This window comes from Pseudoxanthomonas sp. LARHCG66 (assembly GCF_052871755.1).
The window spans coordinates 22,678-47,250 of sequence record NZ_JBIXJW010000004.1; the positions used below are offsets into that span (position 1 = coordinate 22,678).

Below are 24,573 nucleotides of genomic sequence, written 5' to 3' on the forward strand. Positions count from 1 at the left end.
GACGTCATGTCCGCTGTCCCTTCCTTGCCTCCAGGAGTATCGCCCATGCGTCATGCCGCATTCCGTCTCACGTTGCTGGCCTCGACCGTCGCCGTCGCGCTCGCGGCGCAGGCCGCCCCGTCCGCCGCCGACCGCATCGCCGGCACCGAATTGATCGCCCGCGACGCGCTGTTCGGCAATCCCGAGCGCGCCAACGTGCAGATCAGCCCCGATGGCAAGTACCTGAGCTGGGTTGCCGCCGTCGATGGCGTGCTCAACGTGTGGGTAGCCCCGGCGGACAATCCGTCACAGGCCAAGGCCGTCACCCAGGACAAGGCGCGCGGCATCCGCAGCTATTTCTGGTCGTACAACCCCGACACCCTGCTGTATCTGCGTGACAGCGGCGGCGACGAGGACTTCCACCTGTACGCCGTGGACCTGAAGACCGGCCAGGCCAAAGACCTGACACCGTTCCCGAAGACCACCGCCCAGGTATCCGGCGTCAGCCCGAAACATCCTGGCACGATCCTCGTCGGCATGAACGACCGCGATGCGCAGTGGCACGATCTGTACAAGGTCGACCTCGCCACGGGCACACGCACCCTGCTGGAGAAGAACGACGCGCAGATCGCCGGCTACATCGCCGACGCGGACTATGCCCTCAAGTACGCCACGCGCTCGCGCCCGGACGGCGGTGCCGACGTGCTGAAGCGTGATGCCAAGGGCGGCTGGGAGAAGTTCGACGACATCCCGTTCGAGGATGTGCTCACCACCAATCCCGGTGGCCTGACGCTGGACGGCAAGACCCTGTACTTCACCGATTCGCGCGGCCGCAACACCGCCGCGCTGTTCGCCGTGGACGTGGCAAGCGGCAAGCGCACGCTGGTGCTGGAAGATGCACGCGCCGATGTCGGCGGCAGCCTGGCAGACCCGGCGACCGGCAAGGTGCAGGCCGTGTCGGTGGATTACCTGCGCGATGAATGGAAGGTCGTCGACCCATCGATCCGGGCAGACCTGGAGAAGCTGGAAGCGATCGGCCCGGGCGACGTGTCCGTCAACACGCGCACGCTGGACGACAAGACCTGGATCATCGCGTACTCGGCGGCCGAAGCCCCGCTGGTCTACTACCGCTACGACCGTCCGGCAGGCACGCTGACCAAGCTGTTCTCCGCGCGGCCGAAGCTGGAAGGCAAGCCGCTGGTGCCGCAGTGGCCGGTGGAGATCGCCTCGCGCGACAACAAGACGCTGGTCAGCTACCTGACCCTGCCGCGCAGTGCCGATGCGAACAACGACGGCAAGGCCGATGCGCCGGTGCCGCTCGTGCTGCTGGTGCATGGCGGTCCGTGGGCACGCGATTCCTACGGTTACGGCGGCTACAACCAGTGGCTGGCCAACCGCGGCTACGCGGTGCTGTCGGTCAACTTCCGCGGCTCCACCGGCTTCGGCAAGAGCTTCACCAATGCGGGCAACGGCGAGTGGGCCGGCAAGATGCACGACGACCTGATCGACGCCGTGCAATGGGCCGTCAAGCAGGGCGTCACCACGCCGGAGCAGGTCGCGATCATGGGCGGCAGCTACGGTGGCTACGCCACGCTGGCCGGCCTGACCTTCACGCCGGACGCATTCGCCTGCGGCGTGGACATCGTTGGCCCGTCCAACCTCAATACCCTGCTGAGCACCGTGCCGCCGTATTGGGCCAGCTTCTTCGAGCAGCTGGCCAAGCGCATGGGCGACCCGCGCACCGATGCCGGCAAGGCGTGGCTGACCGAGCGCTCGCCGCTGACCCGCGCCGACCAGATCAAGAAGCCTTTGCTGATCGGCCAGGGCGCGAACGACCCGCGCGTGAAGCAGGACGAGAGCGACCAGATCGTCAAGGCGATGACGGCGAAGAACATCCCGGTGACCTACGTGCTGTTCCCCGACGAAGGCCACGGCTTCGCCCGGCCGGAGAACAACAAGGCGTTCAACGCGGTGACCGAAGGCTTCCTCGCCCAGTGTCTGGGGGGTCGTGCCGAGCCCATCGGCAAGGACTTCACCGGTTCGAGCATCAGCGTGCCAACCGGCGCCAATGGCGTGCCGGGCCTGGCCGAGGCGCTGAAGGGGCATACGCAGGAAGTGAAGAAGTAAGCGCGCGCTTTCTTCCCGCAACGCTGAAAGAAGAAACGCCGGCGAAAGCCGGCGTTTCCTTTCGTGCATCCTTGCGGGCAGCGATCAGGCTGCCTTTTCCTTTTCGTAGAACTGCTCTTCCTCGGTCGAGCCCTTCAACGCGGTGACGCTGGAGCTGCCGCCCTGGATGACCGTGGTGACGTCATCGAAGTAGCCCGCGCCCACTTCCTGCTGGTGCGAGACGAAGGTGTAACCCTTTTCGCGCGCGGCGAACTCGCGCTCCTGCACCTGCTCGACGTAGTGCTTCATGCCTTCGCCACGCGCGTAGTCGTGGGCGAACTGGAAGCTGTTGAACCAGTTGATGTGGATGCCCGCCAGCGTGATGAACTGGAACTTGTAGCCCAGCGCCGACAGGTCGTCCTGGAAGCGCGCGATCTGCGCGTCATCCAGGTTCTTCTTCCAGTTGAAGCTGGGCGAGCAGTTGTAGGACAGCAGCTTGCCCGGGTGCTTCGCATGCACGGCCTGCGCGAATTCGCGGGCGAAGCCGATGTCCGGCGTGCCGGTCTCGCACCACACCAGGTCGGCATACGGCGCGTACGCGATGCCGCGGCTGATCGCCTGCTCCAGGCCGTTCTTGACCCGGTAGAAACCTTCCGCAGTGCGCTGGCCGGTGACGAAGGGCTGGTCGTTGGCGTCGAAGTCCGAGGTCAGCAGGTTGGCGGCTTCGGCGTCGGTGCGCGCCAGCACGATGGTCGGCACGCCCAGCACGTCGGCGGCCAGGCGCGCGGCCTGCAGCTTCTGCACGGCTTCCTGCGTGGGCACCAGTACCTTGCCGCCCATGTGGCCGCACTTTTTCACCGCCGCCAGCTGGTCCTCGAAGTGCACGCCCGCGGCACCGGCCACGATCATGTTCTTCATCAGCTCGTAGGCGTTCAGCACGCCGCCGAAGCCGGCCTCGCCGTCGGCGACGATCGGCAGGAAGAAGTCGATGGCGTCGGCGTCATTCGCCTTGCCGTCGCAGATGTTCTTCCACTGGATCTCGTCGGCGCGCTGGAAGGTGTTGTTGATGCGACGGACCATCGTCGGCACCGAGTCGTAGGCGTACAGCGACTGGTCCGGGTACATCGTCTCGGAGGTGTTGCCGTCGGCGGCGACCTGCCAGCCGGACAGGTAGACGGCTTCCAGGCCCGCCTTGGCCTGCTGCATCGCCTGGCCGGCGCTGATCGCGCCGAACGCGTTGACGTAGCCCTTCTTCGCTTCGCCGTTGACGAGCTTCCACAGCTTCTCGGCGCCGCGGCGCGCCAGGGTGTACTCCGGCTGCAGGCTGCCGCGCAGGCGGACGACATCGGCGGCGGCGTAGTCGCGCTTGATGCCGGTCCAGCGCGGGTTGCTGTCCCAGTCCTTCTGGATGGCGTCGATCTGCTGTTGCTTGGTGCTCATGGCGGACTCTCTTTTCGTCGTGGGGCGTCGTGGGTGGGGGCGGGGTCAGTCGATGCGTTCGTACGCGGGCAGGGTCAGGAAGTCGGCCAGGTCGTCGGCACGGCTCAGGGCGTCGAGCAGGGCGATGGCTTCGGAGATGCGCTCGCCACCGGGCAGCCGGCTGTGGTCGCCCAGCTTGGCTGGCAATGCGGCCAGCGTGCGCTGCAGCAGCGCATAGTCGATCTGGGTGCCATCGCACAGGTGCACGTCGGGCATGTGCAACCACTGCCAGATCTGCGTGCGCGAGATCTCGGCGGTGGCGGCGTCTTCCATCAGCCAGTGGATCGGCACGCAGCCGTTGCCGTCCAGCCACGCGGCCAGGTAGCGCACGCAGACTTCCACGTTGCCCTCGAAGCCGGCGCGCGTGATGGTGCCGGTGGACGGACGGATCAGGTCGTCGCGGGTGACCGCGACATCCTCGCGCAGCACACCGCGCTGGTTGGTCTGCGGCATGTGCTCGTCGAAGATCGCCTTCGCCACCGGGATCAGCGCCGGGTGCGCCACCCAGGTGCCGTCGTGGCCGGCGGTGACTTCACGCAGCTTGTCGGCGCGCACGCGGGCCAGCGCCTGCTCGTTGGCGGCTTCGTCGTTGTTGATCGGGATCTGCGCGGCCATGCCGCCCATCGCATGCGCGCCGCGCCGGTGGCAGGTCTGGATCAGCAGCTCCGAATAGGCCTTCAGGAACGGCTGCGTCATCGTCACCTGCCCGCGCTCCGGCAGCACCTTGTCGGCGTGGCGGCGGAACGTCTTCAGGTACGAAAAGATGTAGTCCCAGCGGCCGCAGTTCAGGCCGACGATGCGCTCGCGCAGCGCATGCAGGATCTCGTGCATCTCGAACACGGCCGGCAGCGTCTCGATCAGCACGGTGACCTTCATCTGCCCGTGCGGCAGGCCCAGCGCGGCCTCGATGTGCGACAGCGCGGTCTCCCACAGCGCGGCCTCTTCCATGCTCTGCAGCTTGGGCAGGTAGAAGTACGGACCACGATCGCGGGCCTGCAGCGCGCGGGCGTTGTGCCAGGCGAACACGGCAATGTCGAACAGGCCGCCGGCAATCGGCGCACCGTCGATCAGCACGTGCTTCTCGTCCAGGTGCCAGCCACGCGGGCGCACCAGCAACACCGCTTGTTCGTCATGCGGCTTCAGCGCATAGCGCTTGCCGTTCTCGCTGGTGAACTGCAGGTCGCCGCGCACGGCATCGGTCAGCGCGCGCTGGCCGGTCAGCAGGTTCTGCCAGGTCGGCGAGGTGGAATCCTCGAAGTCCGCCATGAACACCCTGGCGCCCGAGTTCAGCGCGTTGATGACCATCTTCGGGTCCACCGGCCCGGTGATTTCCACCCGACGGTCCTGCAACGCGGTCGGCACCGGAGCGACGGTCCAGTCGCCGTCGCGGATCGTGCGCGTATCGGCGCGGAAATCCGGCAGGCCACCGGCATCGAAGAACGCCTGGCGCTCACGGCGGGCCGCCAGCCGGGCCTGGCGCTCCGGCTCGATCGCACGGTGCAGCGAGACGAGCAGAGCCAGCACGCCGGGGGTCAGCAGCGCGTCCTGGCCCACCACATTGGCGGTCAGGGCGATGCCGGGGGTGGGTCGGTCGGCGCGGGATTCGCGCGGCGGCAGGGCGAAAGCGGTGGCGGACATGGAGGTCTCCTGGCGTCTTGCTGGAACCGCACAGTGCTCCCCCCTCGAATTATTTGACAAAACAGTTTTGTCAATGCATTAAATAAGCACTGCTTATAGTTTGTTAGAACGTGAGCTCTAAAGAAGCGCCAACTCCTCGATTTCCCTACAAATCCGACCGACTGAAGCCCCTGCGGGCCTTCTGCCAGACGGTGCGGCTGGGGTCGGTATCGCGGGCGGCGGAGGCGCTTTTTGTCAGCCAGCCGGCCATCACCCTGCAGTTGCAGGCCCTGGAGCGGGAGCTGGGAGTGACCCTGTTCGAGCGCAGCGGTCGACGGCTGGCACCGAGCCGCGAAGGCCAGCTCCTGTACGAGATGGCCCAACCGCTGGTGGCGGGACTGGACGGCCTGGATGCCAGCTTCCGCGAGAAAGTCAGCGGCCTGGAGGCCGGCGAACTGAACGTGGCGGCCAACAGTTCCACCATCCTCTACCTGCTGCCGAAGATCGTGGAGCACTTCCGCCAGCAGCATCCCGAGGTGAAGCTGACCCTGCACAACGCTGCCAGCGCCGACGGCACCGACCTGCTGCGCTCGGACGCGGTGGACCTGGCGGTGGGCTCGGTGCTCGACGTGCCAGCGGACCTCAGCTACGCCCCGGTCTACCGCTTCGAGCCGATGCTGATCACCCCGCCCGACCATCCGCTGGCGAAGAAGCGCGACCTGCGGCTGGAGGATCTCTCGCCGCACGCCCTGATCCTGCCGCCGAAGCGGCTGGTCACCTACCGGCTGGTGGACCTGGTGTTCCAGCAGGCGCGCGTGCCCTACACCGTGGCGCTGGAAGTCGGCGGCTGGGAGGTGATCAAGCAGTACGTCAGCATGGGCATGGGCATCTCGATCATCGCCTCGATCTGCCTGACCGAGGCGGACCGCGACCGGCTGGCCGCGCGCTCGCTGAGCCAGTGGTTCCCGTCGCGCAGTTACGGCGTGGTGGTGCGCAAGGGCAAGTTCCTGTCGCCGCAGGCACGCGCCTTCATCGAACTGATCCAGCCCCATCTGTTCGAGCGTCGCGATTACGATGAGAGCGGGCATTCCGAACGCTAGCGCGATGCGTCCATGAGCGGCTCCTACCGACAACACGACTACGCGGCAGGCAATGCCCTGCTGTGCCGTTGGGTGTTCGACCAAGGCGCGGACACGGCACCGGTCACCGTGGTGCCGGATGCCTGCGTGGACCTGCTGTGGGATGGCGTGCGGCTGAGCATCGCCGGCCCCGACCGCACGGCGCAGCAGGCCCGTCTCGCCGCCGGCACCCGGCTGCAGGGGTTGCGTTTCGCGCCGGCCGTGGCGTCGCGCTGGCTGGGCATGCCGCTGCAGGCCCTGGCCGACCAACGGGTTGATCTGCGCGACCTCGGCATCCCCCATGTCGCGCGCGTTGCAGACCGGATGGCCGCACATGCGCCCGACGCCGCGATGCGATGGCTGGCGGATCACCTCCTCGCAGGCGAACGGTATCGGGACGACGCGATGCAGTACGTGCACGCGCGCCTGTCGACAACGCAGGCACCGTCCATCCGGCAGTTGGCTGACGATGTCGGCATGACCGAACGCACGCTGCTGCGCAGGTGCGAGGACGCCTTCGGTTATGGACCGAAGCGGCTGGCTCGCATCCTGCGGCTGCAGCGCTTCCTGGGTTGTCGACGACGGCATGGCACGCTGCTGGATGCCGCGCTCGAAGCCGGCTACTACGATGCCGCCCAGTTGTCGGGCGATGTGCGCAAGCTCACCGGGATGACCCCGACCCGACTCGTGGCACAGCTCGCAGACTGACTGTCGGATTTCGCCAAGACAGCGCCATGTCGGTACCGCAGACTGTGGGCCTCTTCCACGGATGCACACCATGAGCAACGCCGAACAGCACCATCGGATCGACTACCTCGAATTCACCGTCGCCTCCATCGCGGCCTCGAAGGCCTTCTACGGCGATGCTTTCGGCTGGACGTTCCAGCACTACGGCCCGGACTACTGCGAGTTCCACGATGGCCGGCTGACGGGCGGCTTCGCACACGGCACGCCACAGCCGGGCGGCGCGCTGGTGGTGCTGTACTCGGCGGCACTGGAAGAAAGCCTGGCGAACGTCGAAGCCACGGGCGGAAAGATCACCAAGCCGATCTTCGCCTTCCCCGGTGGTCGCCGCTTCCAGTTCACCGATCCGGACGGTTACGAGCTCGCCGTCTGGTCGACGACCTGAGTCAGCGCGCGTCGTAGCGCGCAAGCAGTGCGCGGTGGCCGGACTGCCAGCGTGCCAACTCGGCGGTGGATTGGCCGTAAGCCGTATCGATGAACGCCAGCGACAACGCTTCGGTCGCCTGCTTGACCTGCTCGCTGACCTCGCGCGAATCGAAGTAGCGGTGATCGGTGAACACGTTGTGCGTGCCGTGCCGGTAAACGGCCAGCACCTTGTGTGCCCCACCAATGGCGTCGAACACCTTCAGCCGGTCGTCCACGCCGGAACCGAAGCCGGGGATGCGGATGATGTCGTCCGCCGTGGTCACGTGCAGGGTGGGGATGGTGATGCCCGAGAGGATGGGACGGAAATCGTCGTCGCCGTAGAACGGCGGCGCGGAGATCACGATGGCGGCCGTGATGCGCGGGTCGCGCAACTGGATCGCCCTGCCTGCCCGCATCACCCGTGCGCCCGCCGACATCAGGGTGGTGTTGGCACCATAGGAATGGCCGGCGGCAACGATGCGCGCGCGATCGACATGCGCGCCCCATTCGCCGGCCAGCAGCTGGTCGAGGGCGAACCGCTGGTCGCGCACGCGGTCCACGGCCTCGACCTCGCCCGCCGCCTGCTGGAAGCGCGCCACCAGCGTGAAGGGATTGCCCTGCCACAGCGCCCGGTCGCTGCCGACGTGCTGCACATGGATGCTGGCGATGCCATGCCGCGCCCAGTAGCGGCCGAGATACGTGTAGCCGTCGCGCGCGCTGCCGATGCCGTGCGAGAACACCACCAGCGGCACCTTGCCGGTGCGCGCCGCGTCCGGCCAGAACAGCTTCACCGGCACGGCGCGACCGCGCTCGGCATCCGTCCATTCCAGGTCGCGCACGCTGTAGCCCGCCTGCGGCGGCTGCATCGCCGCGCGCACCGGCGCATGCGTCGAGGCCACCAGCACGGGGGCCAGCAGTAGGACGGACAACAGGGCCACCCAGCGGTGGCGGCGGAGGATCGCGGCAACGTTCATCGATGGCACTTCAGACAGGAACGGGAGGACGACACGCCGGCCCGGCGGATGCCGTGGCCAGGGAAACGCGCGCCGCACGGGTGTGGCGCCTACTTCTTCTTCGGACGACCGGCCTTGACCGGCGCCAGCGCATCCAGCGCCTTGGTCAGCGCCTGCGGCGACAACCCGGACAGCGCGCGCAGGCCCGCGCGCAACAGTTCGCTCTTCTTCGCCGGCCGCTGCATCTGCAGCGCGCGTCCCTTCAGTACCGCCACCAGCGCGAAGTCGTCGGCCGGCATGGTGAAGCTGTCGCGCACCAGCTTGGCGGGCGCTCCCGCGCCCCCGGAGAGGTCGTCGACAGCACTGGCGTCGCGCGCCTTGCGGGACTTGGCCATGGCACACCCTTTAATCGTATAAACGATTTATACCTTTTATGCCGCTCGCCGCCAAGTGCAGGCGGACCGACGAACGGTGCACGTTCAGGCGGCGCAAGGGGGATGGCGGGCGGCGACGCGGTCGTAGACTGGCCGTCCCCGTCATGGATGCCCCCATGAGCCCCCGCACCACCACACGCACCGGCGAACGCGCCGCCGCGCTCGCGGCCTACGAAGCGCGGGCACTGGTGGCCGCACTCGCCATCACGCCCGGCGAGCCGGCCGGGGTGCACGAAGCGCGCAAGAGTCTTCGCCGCCTGCGCTCGTTGCTGGCACTGGCGCGCAGCGCGCTCGGCAAGGAAGCGGTGGACCCGGTCGATGGCGAACTCCGTGCGTTGACCAAGAGCCTCTCCGCACTCCGCGACGGGCAGGTGGTGCTCGACACGGCGCAGCGCATGGCGCGCGATGCCAGCACCCCCGATGAAACCGCGAACTGGAAGGCGTTGTTGGCGCTGTTGTCGCGGCAGCAGGAACACCGTCTCGCCGAAGCCCTGCGCGACGATCCCGGCTTCGTGCGCCGGCAGGCGCTGGCACACCGGCAGGCGGAACGGCTGCGGCAGTTGCCGTGGCACCGGCTCCATGGCGGCGACCTGCGCAACGCGCTCGCGCGCTCGGTGCAACGGCAGGAACGCGCGCAGGCGACGGCGCTGGCCAGCGGACGCGTCGATGACCTGCACGCGTGGCGCCGCAGGTCGCGCCGGCTGCGCATGCAACTGGCCGCCTTCCGCAAACTCCGTGTGCGCCGGCAGGTGCACGGGCATCCCCTGGCCGTCGCACCGCGGCACATCGCCGAACTGGTCGATCAACTCGGCCTGCTGCAGGACCTCGCGTTGCTGCAGCAGGCCCTCGTCACGCTGGAACAGGCGCAGGCCCGCGCGATCCCGGTCGCGAAGCGTCGGCGCACGGCCATCCACTCGCCCATTCATCCATTGACGTAATCGGCTTTACTTCCGCTTCCCGTCATCGTCCACGCCCGTCAAGTACGCCCTGCTGGGGCCGATAGTGACCCATACGGTCCCTCCGATCGGCGTATGGGATGCCGGACACGGCCGGAAACCCCGGAGATCCGGCATTTCCCCACGCGGGATGCTTGGCACGAAGCCTGCATTCCTTCCGTCGATCGATCCCGTCGCAGCTGGACCGCCCTCTCATCACGCAGGATCAAGGCCCGCAGGTGGACTCCCTCCACGCAGCACATTCCGGCGACGCCACGGCGGCACCGGGGACGCCCTCCCGCCGCGTCGGCTTGCCGCCGGTGGCATGGGCGTCGGCTGTCCTGGTGGTGGGCCTGCTGTGCACGGTGATCGTCGCCCATCGGGAGTGGCGCGGCCTGCAGGAAAGCGCGGAAGCATCCCGCCGCGCACTGGCCGATGCCGGCACGACACGCCTGCGCGTACCGCTGGAGCAGGCGGCTTCCACCTTGCGCGCCATGCAGACCGTGTTCCTGTCCAACGACCAGATGGACCAGGCACGCTTCAGCCAGTACCACGCGAGCCTGCGCAGCCCGCTGGCACCCGCCTCCTACACATCGGTCGCGTTCGCGCGCCGCTCGCCCGTCGGACAGCCGCTGGCCGACGAAGTGTCGTATCGGTACGAGTTCGTCACCCCCTACGAAGGCAACGCCGCGCTGGTGGGCTTCGACATGGTCACGCAGCGGGCGAACCTGAATGCCCTGCTGCGCGCGCGCGATACCGACACCGTGGTGATCTCCGCGCCATTCGCGCTGCGCCAGACCGTGCCCGCCGGCCAGAATCCTCTCGGCATCACGCTGCGCCTGCCGGTGTATTCCGACGGCCCCACGCCGACATCTCCCAACCAGCGGCGCGCGCGCGAGATCGGCGCGCTCGCCATCGGCATGCGCCTGCAGCCGCTGGTCGAAACCGCACTGGCGGGTTCGGTGCTGGAGGGCTTCCGCGTGCGTGTCTACGACGCGACCGCGCAGGCACATCCGTTCTACGACTCCGGTACGCCGGTCCAAACCGGATTGCCGATGCAGGTGCGGCGACTGGATTTCGGTGGCCGGCAATGGCGCATCGAAATGGAACCCCGCCCGCGCCCGATGGATCTCGGCCGGCTCCAGACCATCCTTGCCGGTGGCGGCGTCATCAGCCTGCTGCTGGCCGCGCTGGTGTGGTCGCTGGCCACCACGCGGCGGCGTGCCATGGCGCTGGGCGAACAGATGAGCCGGCGCTACCGCGAGAGCGAGCTGCGCTTCCGCGCGCTCAACGAACTGCTGCCCGCGCTGGTGCTGCTCGCCGACGCACGCGATGGCCGCATCGTCTACGCCAACCAGGCGGCGCGCCTGCGCCTGGGCGATCCCACCGGCCTGCCGCTGTCGGCCCTGTTCTCCGATCCGCAACTCCAGCACCGCGCGCGCGACGCCGATGCCATCGGCGATGACTGGGGCAACCTGGAAGCGGTGCTGATGAGCCCGGCCGGCGACGCGTTCTGGGCCAGCGCCTCGATCGCGCAGGTGGACATGGACGGCGAGGCGCACCTGCTGATGGTGGCCACCGACATCTCCGAGCAGCGCGAGCTGACCGAACGCCTGAGCTACCAGGCCACGCACGACGCGCTGACGGAACTGTGCAACCGGCGCGAGTTCGAGCGGCGCGTGGAAGAAGCGCTGCACGAACGCAAGGGCCGTGCGACCAGCGATCCCTGCGCGCTGCTCTATATCGACCTGGACCAGTTCAAGCTGATCAACGACATCTCCGGCCACATGGCGGGCGACCAGTTGCTCGCGCAGCTCGCGCTCGCCATGCGCCAGCAACTGCGCGGCGGCGACGTGCTGGCGCGGCTGGGCGGCGACGAATTCGGCCTGATGGCCTTCCACGTGGATGCCGAGGGCGCGCGCGCGCTGGCCGAACGCCTGCGCGAGTGCATCGAAGCGCTGATGTTCGTCTGGCAGGACCGCACCTACACCGTCAGCGCGAGCATCGGCGTGGTGGTGGTGGACCAGCAGGAGCCCACCCTGAAGGACCTGCTGGCGTGGGCGGACACCGCCTGCTACCTGGCCAAGGAAAACGGCCGCAACCGCGTGCACCTGTACCGCGAGGACAACGAGACCACGCGCCGCCATGGCGAAATGGAATGGGCCAGCCGCCTGCGCTGGGCGGTCGAACAGGACCGCCTGTTGCTCGACTACCAGGAGATCGTGCCGCTGGATGGCAGCGACACCGCGACCAGCATCGAACTGCTGCTGCGGCTGCGCGACGAGGACGGCGGCGTGGTGCCGCCCGGCGCCTTCCTGCCCGCCGCCGAACGCTACGGGCTGATGCCCGCGATCGACCGCTGGGTGATCCGCAACGCCCTGGCGCACTTCAGCCTGCTGCACGAATCCGGCATGCGCCTGGGCACCTGCGCGATCAACCTGTCCGGCGCCAGCATCGAGGACGAGGGCCTGGCCGACTTCATCCTCGCCCGCATCACCGAATACGCGGTACCTGCGCACACGCTGTGCTTCGAGATCACCGAAACTGTCGCGGTGCGCAACCTGCTGAAGGTCGTCAGCGTGATCGAACGCCTGCGCCGCGCGGGGTGCCGCATCGCGCTGGACGACTTCGGCGCCGGCATGTCCTCCTTCGGTTACCTCAAGAACCTGCCGGTGGACCTGATCAAGATCGACGGCAGTTTCATCCGCGATCTCGAAACCGATCCGATGAGCCGCACCATCGTCAGCGCGATCGCGCAGATCGGCCACCAGCGCGGCCTCAAGGTGGTCGCCGAATGGGTCAGCAGCCCGCGGATGTGCGAAGCATTGCGTGCACTGGGCGTCGACTACGGCCAGGGCTATGCCCTGCACCGCCCGGAACGCGTGCTGTTCCAGCGCGAAGAGCCGCCGCCGCGCCGGCTGGCCGTGGTGCGCTGACGTCCTGCCCAGGGGAAGCGACACCCGTCGTCGTCATGGGTACCGGTCCATCCGGTTCACGGCGTCACCTCGCGACCCGCATCGCTCCCCCACCGAGGTGGCCCGCACGGGTGACCGCGCGGATGCCGGTGGCGGGACCTGCATCCGCACGCGCGCTCCTCTTCAACGCGGTACAGGGCCGTCATCCACCGCCAGCGGCCGCACATGCTCCAGCAGGCTGACGAGCGTCCTGCCCGGCTCCTCCCACGGGATCATGTGGGCCGACCGCTCGAACCACACGCCCTGCTTGTACGGCGCCCGTACCTTGGCCAACCATGCCGCAGTAGGTTCCGAGGGCGTGGTGTAGTCGTGGCGGCCCATGAACATCACCACCGGGATGGGGAATTCCTTCACGCCGGTGAAGTCCACCCGCAGGAATTCGTCCAGCAACCGCCCCAGCGTGAGCACGCTGCCGGCGTTGATCGCGCATCGGGCGGCATCGTCGTAGTCCGGCGACAGGCGCGGGCCCTGGAAGAAGTACTTCGATTCATCGCGGTAGGCCGTGAGCCCACCGTAGAACTGCGGCCACTTGCGCGCGATGACGATGCGCTCGCGGGTGATCGGCGTGTCGCCGGGATACGGCGCGATGGATTGCATCTCGCGCACGGCGTCGGTGTTGCCCCGCGCGCGTGCGGTGCGCAGGCCATAGTCGAAGCTCACCTGCTCGTTGGTGCGTACGTTGATGACCTGGCCGATGCCGACATAGGCATGGAACAGATCCGGCCGCTGCAGGGCGGCATGCATCGCCACCACTGTGCCCCAGCTGTGCCCCATCAGCACCAGCTTGCGCTTGTGGTAGCGCGTGCGCAGGTGTTCGGCGAGCGCGACGGCATCGTCCACGTAGCGCTGCACGTGCAGGGTGTCGGCGACGGCCTCCTGCGGATTCAGCGCCAGCGTCTTCCCCGCACCACGCTGATCGTAGTTGGCGACGGTGAAGTATTCCTCGAGCGGCCGCTGGAACTGCCACAGCGTGGGAATGACCGGCGACGCCGGACCGCCATGCACGAACAACACCATCGGGTTGTCGCGATCCTGTCCACGCACGTTCACCCACTGGCGGATGCCGCCGATCTCGACCGCGTACGCGTCCTGCACGCCCGTGGGCGCAACGATGCGGCCCAGGTCACCGATGATCTCCCGCGCCGGCGCATACGCCGAGCGATCCGGACAGGTGTCCTGCGCGCGGGAGGCATGCGGAGCGCACAGGGCGGCGACCATCACCAGCACGGACACGGTGTTCCTCATCGGCATTTCTCCAGGCATCACGGGGACACGACCAGTTTCATCGCGCCTGCACGCACCGGCGTGTGTCGTTGGTCCTGCACGGGTGGTGCGCCGTCACGCTTCCTGCGCGGGCGTGGCGTACGCGCCGATTCCGCCGACCGTCCGATTGCGCTCTAATGCCCACGGGAGCAATGGGGGCATGCGTGCGGATGAAGGCGTGGATAGGGGCGGTCTTCCTGGTGGCCGCAAATCATGGCGTGCTGGCGCAATCCGCCACCTCCGCGGCCGCACACGACGCGCATCACCAGCAACCTCCCTCGGCGTCGGCCTTCAGCAAGCACGGCCCGCCGTCGCGCGAGAAGCGCAAGCAGGGCGTGTCGCCCGGTTACGCGCGCCAGTGGCGTGCGGCGCTGGCGATGGGCGACCAGGGCGACGCGGCACAGGCCGACCGCGCGCTGGCGAAGGTGATGGCGGATCGCGAATTCGCCGCACTGACGGCGGGCGAGCAACGCGTGACCTGGTCCCGCGCCGCCTGGATGGCGATCCGCCAGGATGACTTCGAGCGCGCACGCGAACGGGTGACCCGCGCCATCGGCGCCGACCCGAGCGATCCCGACGACCTCTACCTGCTCGCGCAACTCGAAGACCACCAGGGCAACCGGGAAGCTGCCGCACGCCACCTGCGCGACCTGGCGCTCCGCTGGCCACGCATGCTGGACCGCCTGGACACCGGGGCCGTGCTGCGCATCGCGCGCCAGGCACCGGATGCTGCTCCTGTTCGCGTGCAATTGCTGGAAGCGCTGCTGCACGCGGCGTGGGATGGCAACGGCATGGGCGTCGGCGACCTGTGGTACCTGCTGGCCCTCGACTACCAAGCCCGTGGCGATGCCGACGGCGTACGCAGGGCCGTGGCCCTCACCACCTCGCCACAGGCGCTGGTGAAGTTCCGCGCCGACCGTCGCTTCGACGCCTTCCTGGACCGCCGCTATGCGACGCTGGACATCGCCACCGCCGCACGACGACGCGTGGATCACCTGCGCCGGCTCGCCACCGAACGACCGCGAAGCCTCGAAGTCCGCATGGAACTGACCTACGCGCAACTGGCGCTGGGCCGGTACGCGGAGGTGGTGTCGCTGGCGGATGAAACCCTGGCCGCGCTGTCGAACGCGCCCGCGGATGCGCTGCCTTTCGATGATCCGGACCATGCGGTGTGGATACTCAACAACCGTGCCATCGCCCTGCGTGGGCTCGGCAGGTTGAACGATGCGCAGGCGGACCTGGTCCGCGCCTCGGGCATGGACGAAGCCGGCGGTGCGAATGTCGGCCCGATGCTCAACCTGGGGCAGTTCCTGTGCCAGCGCGGCCGTCCGGACGAAGCACGGGCCATGATCGAACGCGTGGGCGACATGAGCGGCTACGGCCGCATGGTGCAAGCATCCATCCAGCACTGCGCGGCGGTCCAGCAGAATGACGCGGTCGTCGCACGGCGCGCGCTCGATTACCTGCGCGACCATCATGAGGACGCCCGCGAGATCTGGATCTGGGCATTGGTGGAAGCGGGCCGCATGGATGACGCCGCGCAGGCGTTGATCGCGGCACTGGATGCACCCGCGTCGCGGGGCGACATGCTGGCCGCGCTGCAGGACTATCTCGAGCCGGCCCCGCTGCCCGCGTTCGAACCCGTGCGGAAACGCTGGCGCGACCTGCTCGCGCGCGAAGACGTGCGGCAGGCCGTCGCGAAGGTGGGACGGATCGAGCACCAGCCGGTCTTCAACGTCGGCGGCATCTGATCCGGTCGCGGTGGCGTCACGGCCGCTTCAGACGTGCGCCATCCATTGCCGCAGCACGGCCTGCAGCGCCGCCGCACGCGTGTCCACGTCCTGGGTGCCGACGAACGCAACCGTTGCGCGGTCGGCGGCCATCCAGCTCAGCAGTCCGTCCGGATCGTGGATGGCGCCATCGGGCATCGCGCGCTTCGCCGCGCCCAGGTGCAGGACCAGCAGCACGCTATCCCGTCGGCGCAGCTGCATCGTGGCGAAATGATGCCCCTCCACGTGGAAGCTCGGCGCGTTCCACTTGATGCCTTCGCCTATGCGCGGATCGGCCGCCTGGATCACGGCCCGCAACCGGCGGATCGCGGCGTCCTGCGGATGCTCCAGTTCCCTCAGGAAGGCGTCCACATCGGTCGATGGCGTGCGTGCAGGCATGCGGAGCCGCCTTGGGATCGTCGGTGCGCGGATGGCGCCCGGAAGACGGTACAGCCTGCCGCAGCGGATGCCCAGCGGAATGTCCCTCCGACGGGCGGCGGCGGATACGCCGGTGGAATTGATCCGGATCAACGTGTCCCTCACGCCACCGGCGTACGGTGAAGCTTCATCGGGTACAGGAGCATCGACAATGGACAGCACCATGAAGGCCGCCGTCGTGCGGGAATTCGGCAAGCCGCTGGTGATCGAGGAAGTGCCCGTGCCGCGCCCTGCGGCAGGCGACATCCTGGTGAAGATCGAGGCCTGCGGCGTTTGCCACACCGACCTGCATGCGGCCGAAGGCGACTGGCCGGTTAAGCCCAACCCGCCCTTCATTCCCGGACACGAAGGCGTGGGCCACGTGGTCGCGGTCGGCGCGGGCGTCAGCCACGTGAAGGAAGGCGACCGCGTCGGCATTCCGTGGCTGTATTCCGCGTGCGGGTATTGCGAACACTGCCTCGGCGGCTGGGAAACGCTGTGCGAGGCGCAACAGAACACCGGCTATTCGATCAACGGCGGCTTCGCCGAATACGCCTTGGCCAACGCCGGCTACGTCGGCCACCTGCCGAAGAACATCGGCTTCGTCGAGATCGCGCCGATCCTGTGCGCCGGCGTCACCGTGTACAAGGGCCTGAAGGTCACCGACACCAAGCCGGGCGACTGGGTGGTGATCTCCGGCATCGGCGGACTCGGCCACATGGCCGTGCAGTATGCGAAGGCGATGGGGCTGAACGTGGCCGCCGTGGATGTGGACGACAGCAAGCTCGACCTCGCGCGCCGGCTCGGCGCGACCGTCACGGTCAACGCGAAGACCACCGATCCGGTCGCGTACCTGAAGAAGGAGATCGGCGGCGCGCACGGCGCCCTGGTCACGGCGGTGTCGCCGAGAGCCTTCGAACAGGCCATCGGCATGGTCCGCCGCGGCGGCACCGTGTCGCTCAACGGCCTGCCGCCGGGACAGTTTCCGCTCGACATCTTCGGCATGGTGCTCAACGGCATCACCGTGCGCGGTTCCATCGTCGGCACCCGGCTGGACCTGCAGGAATCGCTGGACTTCGCCGCGATGGGCAAGGTGGCGGCGACGGTGGCGACCGACCGGCTGGAGAACATCAACGACGTGTTCGCGCGCATGCATGCCGGCACCATCGAGGGCCGCATCGTGCTGGACATGGCCGCCTGAAGCACGCGGCATTCACTCCGCCGGTGGCACCCCGCCGGCGGCCTCCGCCTCGCCTCGCGCGGCGACCGCGGTGCTGGCCTGCCGTGCCGCCGGCAAGGGCTGGATGCGCAGGCCGCGATGGCGGCACAGGTCAACCGCTGGATACAGCGCGCGCCGGCCGTTGGCGAACTCCACCCGCACGTCGTGCAGGCACTGGTCGCCGGCCACTTGCACCGTCACCGCGCCACCGCCGCCGGCGAGAGGCTCGCCCTGCAGCAGTTCTTCCCAGGCCGTGCCCCCGGCCGGCGTGGCCGAGACCGATACCAGCCGGTCGTGCGCGCGGTTGATGAGGTCCAGATAGTGCGTGCGTTCGCCTGCGAAGGCGGACGTGGCGGAACAGGCGGCGATGACGAGGACGATGACGGACGAGCGGCGCATGGCGTGATCTCCGAGGGGATGGGCGCCGCCGGACATGCGGGTCTCGCGCGCCGGGGCCACGCCATCACGCGCCGCGTCGGCCAGCGCGGCAACGGATCCGGGACGAATCGTCGTGCCGGCGGGGCGAATCGTAGTCCGTGACGTTCGCGCCTTCCCGGCCGTGACGGCGGGGCCTACGATGCCGGCACCTTCCGGGAACACGTGCATGAAGATCCGACTCGGCAGCATGGAGGTGCGACTGTCCCGCTACCTGGGCCTGTGGGCGGTCGTGGTCGTCGTGTTCGCTGCGCAGGGCTGCGTCAACGACGCCGTCAACGGCCACCTGTGGTCGCCCGGCGACTACCTGCGCTGGTGGTCGATCCAGTGGCTGACCTGGGCGGGACTCGCGCCGCTGGTGTTCCGCCTGGGCGAACGCCACCCCATTCCGTTCCCGCCACGACTGAGCGCGCTGGCGCGGCACGTGGGCTACAGCCTGGCCGTGACCCTGCTGGCGGTGGTCATCGGCGCCCTGGTATCGACGCTGTTCGAACCCAGCAGCTTCGGCCAGCAACTCATACAGTTCATCAGCAAGCACTACGCGATCGGCCTGCTCGCCTACTGGACCCTGCTGGCCGTGCAGCAGCTGCTGCATTTCCAGGCCGAGAAATCGCGGCGCGAGATCGAGGCCACGCGCCTGGCCACCGAGCTGGCGCAGTCGCGACTGCAGGTGCTGAAGACCCAGCTGCAGCCGCACTTCCTCTTCAATACACTGCACGCCATCATCACCCTGCTCGACGAGGACACGCTGTCGGCGGAAGACATGCTGCTGCGGCTGAGCGAACTGCTGCGCGCATTCCTCGAGGACTACGACGGCCAGGAAATCCCGCTGCGGCGCGAACTGGAACTGCTCGAGCTGTATCTCGGCATCCAGCGGCGACGCTTCAAGGACCGACTGACCACGCGCATCCATGTCGCGCCCGACGTACTGGATGCGGCCGTCCCCAGCCTGGTGCTGCAGCCGATCGTGGAGAACGCGATCCGCTACGGCATCGGCCAGCACGTCGGCGATGACTGCGTCGAGATCGACTGCCGGCGCGAGGGCGACGCGCTGTGCATCGACGTGCGCAACTACAACAGCACGCTGGACGAAGGCGGCCATGCCGGCGGCCACGGCATCGGCCTGTCCAATACGCGGCTGCGCATGCGCGAACTCTACGGCGATGCCGCCAGCCTGCGCCTGGACCTGATCGTGCCGCGCGGCGTGGCCTGCCGCCTGCGCGTGCCCTTCCACGAGATGGAAGAGGATCCGTTGCCGGAGCACGTGCCCGCATGAGCCTGACCGCCCTGGTGATCGACGACGAACCCATCGCGCGGCACGCGGTGGTGCGACTGCTGCGCGAAGACCCGGACATCGAGGTGGCGGGCGAATGCGGGGACGGTGTGTCCGCGGTGGCGGCGATCCGCGACCTGTCGCCGGACCTGGTGTTCCTGGACATCCAGATGCCGGCGATCACCGGCCTGGACGTGGTCGCCACCATCGGTGCGTCGCGCATGCCGGCGACGGTGTTCGTGACGGCGTACGAGCAGTTCGCGGTGCGCGCCTTCGAAGCGAATGCGGTGGATTACCTGGTGAAGCCGTTCAGCCGCGACCGCTTCGCCGACACGCTGCGCCGCGCGAAGCAGCGGCTGGCCACCGCGCGCGGTGCCGATGCCGACGCCACCGCGCGCATCATGCAGGCGCTGGCGTCGCTGCAGCAGCGCGATGCTTACCTGGAGCGGGTGCCCGTGCGCGAGGACGAGCGCGTGGTGCTGGTCGACGTGGACGACATCGTCTGGATCAAGGCCAGCGGCAACACCGTGCGCCTGCACCTGGCCGACCGCGTGCACGAACTCCGCGAGACCATGGCCGCGCTGGCCGCGCGACTGGACCCGCGCCGCTTCGCGCGCGTGCATCGCTCGGCCATCATCAACATCCGCCGGGTGAAGGACATCCATCCGTGGTTCAACGGCTACCACGTCGTCACCATGGACACCGGCCAGCAGTTGCGCATGAGCCGCTACCAGCACGACGCCTTCCTGAAACTGGCTACCCTGCGCCGCGAGGACTGACCGGCGCATCGCCGTCGATCATGCGTGCTGCCTGCGCCTTCCCCGCGGCCAGCGCGTCATGGCAGGTGAAGTAGCTGCGGCTGGCGTCCACCCAGGCATCGCTCCACGCACTGCCCTGCACGGCGCGCACACGCACCGCCAGCGACCACGGCTGGCGGTCGTCCGGCCGCTCGATCACCACTTCCACCAGATGCCCCTGGCGGGTCGACAGGTCCACCTTCTTCTGCATGCGCGTGTTCCCGGCAAAGTGAATTTCCGCCCTGCCTGGCCTGCGCTCCGGTCCACCCTGGTCCATCGGGACCAACGCGGAAACCCGGCGTCGTGGGCCAGCTATTCCGATGCCACGCCTGCCAGCGCCAGCACCCATCCGGGCACCACCGGCTCGCCGGCATAGAAGTCCCTGGGCTTCTTCTCGGCCATCGCCCAGCGGTGCAGCCAGCTGGGACCGAAGCGGCCGTCGTAGCCGTCCTCGCCGCGGGCATACGCGGGGTCGCGCAGCGCTTCTTCCAGCGTCACCACCCGGTAGCCGCGCCGCTGCACGCCGGCCACGAGTTCGGCGTAGGCCACCGCGTTGAGCTCGTTGGCATGCAGCAGCCACACCTGCGGCAGCGCGTGGCCCAGCAGCGCCTGCGATTGCCGCTCGTAGTAGTCGACCTTGTTGAGCATGTAGGGGATGTAGCCGCGCCGCAGGCGCTCCAGCGTGGCGGCGCGCTCCGGCGTATCCGGCTGGCCGTCCAGCACGTTCGCATAGGCAAAGGCCCAGACCCATTCGCCGTTGTCCACCGTCACCGGCGCGATGCGGTAGCCGTGTTCGCCGAGGAACGCCGACAGCGTGGCGCGATCCTCCGGCGTGCGCCCCGCGCGAAGATAGGGATGACGGAACCAGCGCGGCACCTGTCCGCGTTCCGCCAGCAGCGGACGCAGTACGCGCTCGCCGTCCAGGATGTCCTGCTGGAACGCAGGCAGACCGACCGCATGCAGGTCGAGGTGGCCATGGGTGTGGTTGCCCAGTTCGAAGCCCGCCTCCAGCCAGTCGCGAAGCATCGCCACGCGTGCGGGCTGCACCTGGCCATCGATCTCCAGCTTGCCTTCGTTGACGAACCCCACCACCGGCACGCCGGCCTGCTCCAGCTGCGCCATCAACTGCGCGTGCCGCGCCGGCAATTCGGCTTCCGGCGTCTTGCCCATGCGCTGCCATGGCAGGTCGTCGATGGTGATGGCGATGCGGCGGTCGGGGCCGGCGGCATGCGCGCTCAACGCAAGCGCCGACAACAGCAGTACACGCAGGAGGAAGGGCACGCGCGATCCAGGGCAGCCGGCGGAGCGGCGAGCTTACCGTCCGCCACGGCCCTGCCGCCAGACGGATCAGGACGTGCTGCTGGATTCCGCCCGCAGTCGCGCATCGATGGCGGCACGCAGGCCGGGATGGTCCGGCGCGCGGATGTCGAATTCATCCCGCAGTACCGCGATCACGGCATCGGCATCCGGCAGGCTGCGCCGTTCGCTCGCATGGCCGAGGCGATGGACGGCGAAGCTGCCGTTGTTGAGCGTCCTGCGCCAGCCCGGCCCGGTGCGTGCGGCGCGCAGCTGGCCCAGGAACGGCGAGTCCGGATGCGTGCTGACGTACCAGTTGCCGACGATGTAGTCGATCTCGGCCTGGGGTTGCAGGTCGAACACGTACATCGCCCGCCACTCGCCGGCCACCAGGGCGCGCAGGGTATGCAGGCCGTCATGCCGGGTGATGCGGTACGGCTCGTGCGGCGTGGCTTGCACGTCCTCGGTGTCCAGCCGTAGCGGTGCGGTGGGCACCATGCCGCCGAAGCCGACATCGGCGATATGGCGCTGGCCGTCCACGGTGACCAGCACCAGCAGATGGGTGCGCGCGGTCAGTTCGTCCTCCGGCCCTCCCATCACCACGCGCGCCGTCAGGCCGCGTGCATCGAACCCCAGGTGTTGCAGCAACGCCAGGAAAACGCGGTTGAGTTCGTAGCAGTAGCCGCCGCGACCTTCGTGCAGCAACTTGTGCTGGATGGCCGGCAGGTCCAGCGGCACGGGCAGGTGCAGCAGGGTGGACAGGGTTTCGAACGGGAACGTGGCGGTATGCCGCTGCTGCAGCGCGCGCAGGGTTTCCAGTGTGGGCGGTGGCGCCCGGTCATGACCCAGGCGGTGCAGGTACAGCGCGATGTCGGTAAGGGCGGTGGCCATGGCGGACTCCTTGATCGGCAGGCGGCCACTGTGCGACCTCAAGCGCGATTGAGGTCAAGGCGGTGCGCCATCCGCATCATCGATGGAAGCGGTCCGCTGACCATTTCCATACCTTCAGTCCGCGTGACGGCAGCGTGTCCTGCGGATGCGGCATGATGCGTAAGAGGATCACGGACCCCGAAGGATGTGCTGATGCGTGCTTGGTTGTTGCTGCCGTTCCTGTTGTTGTCTTCCGGTGCCGCGTTCGCGGCCGACGCCTGCCCGCAGTTGTCGCAGCAGACGCCGTCCGACGTCGCCACCCGCATCGCCGCGGTCGCTTGCCGCGAGCACCTGATGTGGTACCGCCCCTTCATCGACCGCAACGGCCGGATGGCGAACGCGCCGATGATGGAAGCCGAGTCGTCGCTGTTGTCGATCGGCGATGACCGCGCCTGGCAACGCGTCGCGCGCTACTGGCGCGACAGCGGCCTGCTTGGCGCCATCGGCCACCGCCGCGGTGCGACCGAGTGCCTGTACGCCTCCGCCACCGGTCCGCAGGCCGAAGCCTGCCGCGGCTTCGTGGTGGATACGCCGTGGTCGGCCGCCTTCATCTCGTGGGTGATGCGCGAAGCCCGGGTGCCCGGCTTCCGCGGTTCCAGCCGCCACTTCACCTATGTGCAGGCGGCGTTGCAGAACCCGTCGACCAACGCCTTCGACGTCATCGATGTGGCGAAGGCCAAGCCGGTGGTGGGCGACCTGATCTGCTACGTGCGCCAGTCCGGCCGCCTGTTCGGCCACGAGGGCTTGCTGCCGGTGCTGCGCAGTGGCGGGCCGCTGGACATGCATTGCGACATCGTGGTGGCGGTGAACCCGAACAACGACAGCACGGCGTACGCGATCGGCGGCAACGTGCAGCAGGCCGTGACCATGCGGATGCTGCCGCTGAACCGCAGTGGCGAGTTCTGGGGCGGGCTGCCACTGCGCATTGGCGACGGCACGCTGTGCGCGCCGGACAACGAGGCGGCGTGCAGCATGAACCGCCAGGACTGGGCGGCGATCCTGCGGCTCAAGCCGCCGGCGGAACTGGCGAAGCTGCCGAGTGCGCTGCCGCCGGTGCAGGACGCACCGGGCAGTGGATCACCCGAGAAGGCGGACTGCTGCATTCACTGCGTCGTCGGGTCGGGTGTGCCAAGGTGCCCGGCGGAAGCGACCCCGCCCGCCACCACGGACACCCCATGAAAACCCTGCCCCGCCTCCCCGCCGCACGTCGTCTCGCCACCCTCGCCGCGACCGTGCTGCTGGCCGCCTGCACCACCACGCCACCTGCCACCAGCGCCACGCTCGCTGCCGGTCAGCAGGCCACCGTCGACGGCAGCATCGTCAGCGTGGACACCACGCCGTGGACCTATGACGGCAGCGCGGTGGTCAGGATCGCAGGTGCGAATGGCGAGGTGGAGGTGCACCTGCCCGCACGCTGGAACCTGTGCAAGGCCCCGCCCCCGGAGGACGTGCAAGCGCTGAAGTCCGGCGACCGCGTGCAGGCCACCGGCACCGTCAGCGAAGACGGCGCACTGGTGGTCTGCGAACGTGCCGAGCATGGGTTGCGCAGGGCGCGCTGATCAGCCGCCCACCCTCCGGCTTCCGGGCACAAGCATCGGCACGCGCCGGCGGTAGTCCGCGTACTCCGGCAGTGCGGCGACCAGATCGCGCTCCTCCCAGCGGATCGCGAGCAGGATGTAGACCGTCGTCATCACCGCGAACAGCAGGTGCGTCATGGTCATGGTCGGCGTGGCCCAGAAGGTCAGCAGCCACGCCACATACAGCGGGTGGCGTACCCAGCGGTACACGGTCGGCGTGCGGAATGGCAGCGGGGTATAGGGCCGTCCGCGGAACTGCAGCCAGACCTGGCGCAGGCCGAACAGGTCGAAGTGATTTAGCAGGAACGTCGTGTACAGCAGCAGCATCCAGCCGGCTGCGAAGAGCGTGTACAGGGCAGTGCGCGCGGCGGGGTGCTGCACGTCCCAGACCGTGCCGCCCAGTGGACTCCACAACCAGAACAGCAGGATCAGCGCGACGCTCGACAGCAGGGTATAGGTGCTGCGTTCCGCCGATTCCGGTATCAGCCGCGTCCATGCCCGCTTGAAGGCGGGGCGCGCCATCACGCTGTGCTGCACTGCGAACAGGGCGAGCAGGCCGAGGTCGATCAGCAGCGCGGTGACGAATGGCGCGGTGGGCGGGGAATCCATGCCCTTCGGCACCCAGAGGTTGCCGATGAAGCCGATGGCATACAGGAACGTGGCGAAGAACACGGCGTAGCAGGCCACGCCGTAGAGCAGGATCAGGGTGCGTTTCATCATGGCCTCGTGGTGGGCGCGGCGCAGCCGGGGGCCGCTGCGGGCGCGCGGGATGGGTTGGGGCAGCGTGGCCGGTCCATGCCGTCTGCGGCAGAGGAACAATGTCCCGACGCACGGCATCGTCCGCGCCAGGCG

Annotated in this window: 23 protein-coding genes; 12 read left to right on the forward strand and 11 right to left on the reverse strand. The window is 68.6% G+C overall.

Features of this window, described 5'->3' with window-relative positions:
• Positions 1-45 precede the first annotated feature (45 nt).
• Entirely contained in the window at positions 46-2,106 is a 2,061-nt protein-coding gene (locus tag ACIPRS_RS12880) for a S9 family peptidase (protein ID WP_446538815.1), read from the forward strand.
• Between the two features lie 84 nt (positions 2,107-2,190).
• Here ACIPRS_RS12880 and aceA read toward each other — a convergent pair whose 3' ends face one another.
• Together aceA and aceB are read right to left on the reverse strand one after the other, a co-directional pair.
• Complete coding sequence (gene aceA / locus ACIPRS_RS12885) at positions 2,191-3,525, reverse strand: isocitrate lyase (protein WP_446538816.1); 1,335 nt, start codon at positions 3,523-3,525, stop codon at positions 2,191-2,193.
• Positions 3,526-3,570: 45 nt separating this feature from the next.
• The gene (gene aceB / locus ACIPRS_RS12890) at positions 3,571-5,202 is read right to left on the reverse strand and encodes a malate synthase A (RefSeq protein WP_446538817.1); all 1,632 of its coding nucleotides are present in this window, start codon (positions 5,200-5,202) and stop codon (positions 3,571-3,573) included.
• A gap of 110 nt (positions 5,203-5,312) precedes the next feature.
• On the opposite strand from aceB, the gene ACIPRS_RS12895 reads away from it, so the two are divergent.
• From ACIPRS_RS12895 to ACIPRS_RS12905, 3 genes are all read left to right on the forward strand, one after another.
• Positions 5,313-6,281 (forward strand): LysR substrate-binding domain-containing protein, encoded by a 969-nt coding sequence (locus ACIPRS_RS12895; RefSeq protein ID WP_192199863.1) that lies wholly within the window; start codon positions 5,313-5,315, stop codon positions 6,279-6,281.
• 12 nt (positions 6,282-6,293) lie between these two features.
• Entirely contained in the window at positions 6,294-7,007 is a 714-nt protein-coding gene (locus tag ACIPRS_RS12900) for a helix-turn-helix transcriptional regulator (protein WP_337732338.1), read from the forward strand.
• 70 nt (positions 7,008-7,077) lie between these two features.
• Positions 7,078-7,428, forward strand: a complete 351-nt coding sequence (locus tag ACIPRS_RS12905; RefSeq protein WP_446538818.1) for a VOC family protein — start codon at positions 7,078-7,080, stop codon at positions 7,426-7,428.
• A gap of 1 nt (position 7,429) precedes the next feature.
• Here the strand turns inward: ACIPRS_RS12905 and ACIPRS_RS12910 are convergent, their stop codons facing one another.
• The gene (locus ACIPRS_RS12910) at positions 7,430-8,422 is read right to left on the reverse strand and encodes an alpha/beta hydrolase family protein (protein WP_446538819.1); all 993 of its coding nucleotides are present in this window, start codon (positions 8,420-8,422) and stop codon (positions 7,430-7,432) included.
• An 89-nt stretch (positions 8,423-8,511) separates the two neighbouring features.
• Positions 8,512-8,796, reverse strand: coding sequence for a hypothetical protein (locus tag ACIPRS_RS12915; protein ID WP_446538820.1), 285 nt, complete (start codon positions 8,794-8,796; stop codon positions 8,512-8,514).
• Positions 8,797-8,951: 155 nt separating this feature from the next.
• On the opposite strand from ACIPRS_RS12915, the gene ACIPRS_RS12920 reads away from it, so the two are divergent.
• Both ACIPRS_RS12920 and ACIPRS_RS12925 read left to right on the forward strand, forming a co-directional pair.
• Complete coding sequence (locus ACIPRS_RS12920) at positions 8,952-9,773, forward strand: CHAD domain-containing protein (RefSeq protein WP_446538821.1); 822 nt, start codon at positions 8,952-8,954, stop codon at positions 9,771-9,773.
• A 236-nt stretch (positions 9,774-10,009) separates the two neighbouring features.
• Entirely contained in the window at positions 10,010-12,706 is a 2,697-nt protein-coding gene (locus ACIPRS_RS12925; RefSeq protein WP_446538822.1) for an EAL domain-containing protein, read from the forward strand.
• Positions 12,707-12,868: 162 nt separating this feature from the next.
• On the opposite strand, the gene ACIPRS_RS12930 is transcribed toward ACIPRS_RS12925, so the two are convergent.
• Positions 12,869-13,990: an alpha/beta hydrolase gene (locus ACIPRS_RS12930; protein ID WP_446538823.1), complete on the reverse strand. Its 1,122-nt coding sequence runs from the start codon at positions 13,988-13,990 to the stop codon at positions 12,869-12,871.
• 188 nt (positions 13,991-14,178) lie between these two features.
• On the opposite strand from ACIPRS_RS12930, the gene ACIPRS_RS12935 reads away from it, so the two are divergent.
• Positions 14,179-15,759: a hypothetical protein gene (locus ACIPRS_RS12935; protein WP_446538824.1), complete on the forward strand. Its 1,581-nt coding sequence runs from the start codon at positions 14,179-14,181 to the stop codon at positions 15,757-15,759.
• A gap of 27 nt (positions 15,760-15,786) precedes the next feature.
• Here the strand turns inward: ACIPRS_RS12935 and ACIPRS_RS12940 are convergent, their stop codons facing one another.
• Positions 15,787-16,176, reverse strand: a complete 390-nt coding sequence (locus ACIPRS_RS12940; RefSeq protein WP_446538825.1) for a DUF1801 domain-containing protein — start codon at positions 16,174-16,176, stop codon at positions 15,787-15,789.
• 190 nt (positions 16,177-16,366) lie between these two features.
• On the opposite strand from ACIPRS_RS12940, the gene adhP reads away from it, so the two are divergent.
• Positions 16,367-17,395 (forward strand): alcohol dehydrogenase AdhP, encoded by a 1,029-nt coding sequence (gene adhP / locus ACIPRS_RS12945; protein WP_446538826.1) that lies wholly within the window; start codon positions 16,367-16,369, stop codon positions 17,393-17,395.
• 12 nt (positions 17,396-17,407) lie between these two features.
• Here adhP and ACIPRS_RS12950 read toward each other — a convergent pair whose 3' ends face one another.
• Positions 17,408-17,812: a hypothetical protein gene (locus tag ACIPRS_RS12950; protein ID WP_446538827.1), complete on the reverse strand. Its 405-nt coding sequence runs from the start codon at positions 17,810-17,812 to the stop codon at positions 17,408-17,410.
• A gap of 205 nt (positions 17,813-18,017) precedes the next feature.
• Here ACIPRS_RS12950 and ACIPRS_RS12955 point away from each other — a divergent pair, with 205 nt between their 5' ends.
• Both ACIPRS_RS12955 and ACIPRS_RS12960 read left to right on the forward strand, forming a co-directional pair.
• Positions 18,018-19,124 carry a sensor histidine kinase gene (locus ACIPRS_RS12955; protein WP_337732351.1) on the forward strand — a complete coding sequence of 369 codons (1,107 nt, stop codon included), beginning with the start codon at positions 18,018-18,020 and terminating at the stop codon, positions 19,122-19,124.
• The gene (locus ACIPRS_RS12960; RefSeq protein ID WP_337732353.1) at positions 19,121-19,900 is read left to right on the forward strand and encodes a LytR/AlgR family response regulator transcription factor; all 780 of its coding nucleotides are present in this window, start codon (positions 19,121-19,123) and stop codon (positions 19,898-19,900) included. Before ACIPRS_RS12955 ends, ACIPRS_RS12960 begins: the two co-directional genes overlap by 4 nt.
• Here ACIPRS_RS12960 and ACIPRS_RS12965 read toward each other — a convergent pair.
• From ACIPRS_RS12965 to ACIPRS_RS12975, 3 genes are all read right to left on the reverse strand, one after another.
• Entirely contained in the window at positions 19,878-20,129 is a 252-nt protein-coding gene (locus ACIPRS_RS12965; protein WP_446538828.1) for a hypothetical protein, read from the reverse strand. The genes ACIPRS_RS12960 and ACIPRS_RS12965 overlap by 23 nt on opposite strands.
• 101 nt (positions 20,130-20,230) lie before the next feature.
• Entirely contained in the window at positions 20,231-21,199 is a 969-nt protein-coding gene (locus ACIPRS_RS12970) for a polysaccharide deacetylase family protein (RefSeq protein WP_446538829.1), read from the reverse strand.
• 66 nt (positions 21,200-21,265) lie between these two features.
• The gene (locus ACIPRS_RS12975; RefSeq protein WP_446538830.1) at positions 21,266-22,105 is read right to left on the reverse strand and encodes an arylamine N-acetyltransferase family protein; all 840 of its coding nucleotides are present in this window, start codon (positions 22,103-22,105) and stop codon (positions 21,266-21,268) included.
• A gap of 192 nt (positions 22,106-22,297) precedes the next feature.
• Between ACIPRS_RS12975 and ACIPRS_RS12980 the strand changes: the two genes are divergently transcribed.
• Positions 22,298-23,323, forward strand: a complete 1,026-nt coding sequence (locus tag ACIPRS_RS12980) for a DUF2272 domain-containing protein (protein WP_446538831.1) — start codon at positions 22,298-22,300, stop codon at positions 23,321-23,323.
• Positions 23,320-23,703 (forward strand): hypothetical protein, encoded by a 384-nt coding sequence (locus ACIPRS_RS12985; protein WP_446538832.1) that lies wholly within the window; start codon positions 23,320-23,322, stop codon positions 23,701-23,703. The genes ACIPRS_RS12980 and ACIPRS_RS12985 overlap by 4 nt, the downstream gene beginning before the upstream one ends.
• Here the strand turns inward: ACIPRS_RS12985 and mddA are convergent, their stop codons facing one another.
• Positions 23,704-24,438: a methanethiol S-methyltransferase gene (gene mddA / locus ACIPRS_RS12990; protein ID WP_446538833.1), complete on the reverse strand. Its 735-nt coding sequence runs from the start codon at positions 24,436-24,438 to the stop codon at positions 23,704-23,706.
• Positions 24,439-24,573 lie beyond the last annotated feature (135 nt).

Excerpts from the sequence above, each read along its gene's own strand:
- ACIPRS_RS12900 (WP_337732338.1), top strand. The coding sequence starts at position 6,294 with ATGAGCGGCTCCTACCGACAACACGACTACGCGGCAGGCAATGCCCTG.
- mddA (WP_446538833.1), bottom strand. The coding sequence starts at position 24,438 with ATGAAACGCACCCTGATCCTGCTCTACGGCGTGGCCTGCTACGCCGTG.
- ACIPRS_RS12960 (WP_337732353.1), top strand. The coding sequence starts at position 19,121 with ATGAGCCTGACCGCCCTGGTGATCGACGACGAACCCATCGCGCGGCAC.
- ACIPRS_RS12880 (WP_446538815.1), top strand. The coding sequence starts at position 46 with ATGCGTCATGCCGCATTCCGTCTCACGTTGCTGGCCTCGACCGTCGCC.
- aceA (WP_446538816.1), bottom strand. The coding sequence starts at position 3,525 with ATGAGCACCAAGCAACAGCAGATCGACGCCATCCAGAAGGACTGGGAC.
- ACIPRS_RS12915 (WP_446538820.1), bottom strand. The coding sequence starts at position 8,796 with ATGGCCAAGTCCCGCAAGGCGCGCGACGCCAGTGCTGTCGACGACCTC.
- aceB (WP_446538817.1), bottom strand. The coding sequence starts at position 5,202 with ATGTCCGCCACCGCTTTCGCCCTGCCGCCGCGCGAATCCCGCGCCGAC.
- ACIPRS_RS12905 (WP_446538818.1), top strand. The coding sequence starts at position 7,078 with ATGAGCAACGCCGAACAGCACCATCGGATCGACTACCTCGAATTCACC.
- ACIPRS_RS12975 (WP_446538830.1), bottom strand. The coding sequence starts at position 22,105 with ATGGCCACCGCCCTTACCGACATCGCGCTGTACCTGCACCGCCTGGGT.
- ACIPRS_RS12980 (WP_446538831.1), top strand. The coding sequence starts at position 22,298 with ATGCGTGCTTGGTTGTTGCTGCCGTTCCTGTTGTTGTCTTCCGGTGCC.
- ACIPRS_RS12950 (WP_446538827.1), bottom strand. The coding sequence starts at position 17,812 with ATGCGCCGCTCGTCCGTCATCGTCCTCGTCATCGCCGCCTGTTCCGCC.
- ACIPRS_RS12940 (WP_446538825.1), bottom strand. The coding sequence starts at position 16,176 with ATGCCTGCACGCACGCCATCGACCGATGTGGACGCCTTCCTGAGGGAA.
- ACIPRS_RS12935 (WP_446538824.1), top strand. The coding sequence starts at position 14,179 with ATGAAGGCGTGGATAGGGGCGGTCTTCCTGGTGGCCGCAAATCATGGC.
- ACIPRS_RS12930 (WP_446538823.1), bottom strand. The coding sequence starts at position 13,990 with ATGAGGAACACCGTGTCCGTGCTGGTGATGGTCGCCGCCCTGTGCGCT.
- adhP (WP_446538826.1), top strand. The coding sequence starts at position 16,367 with ATGGACAGCACCATGAAGGCCGCCGTCGTGCGGGAATTCGGCAAGCCG.
- ACIPRS_RS12985 (WP_446538832.1), top strand. The coding sequence starts at position 23,320 with ATGAAAACCCTGCCCCGCCTCCCCGCCGCACGTCGTCTCGCCACCCTC.
- ACIPRS_RS12920 (WP_446538821.1), top strand. The coding sequence starts at position 8,952 with ATGAGCCCCCGCACCACCACACGCACCGGCGAACGCGCCGCCGCGCTC.
- ACIPRS_RS12910 (WP_446538819.1), bottom strand. The coding sequence starts at position 8,422 with ATGAACGTTGCCGCGATCCTCCGCCGCCACCGCTGGGTGGCCCTGTTG.
- ACIPRS_RS12955 (WP_337732351.1), top strand. The coding sequence starts at position 18,018 with ATGAAGATCCGACTCGGCAGCATGGAGGTGCGACTGTCCCGCTACCTG.
- ACIPRS_RS12965 (WP_446538828.1), bottom strand. The coding sequence starts at position 20,129 with ATGCAGAAGAAGGTGGACCTGTCGACCCGCCAGGGGCATCTGGTGGAA.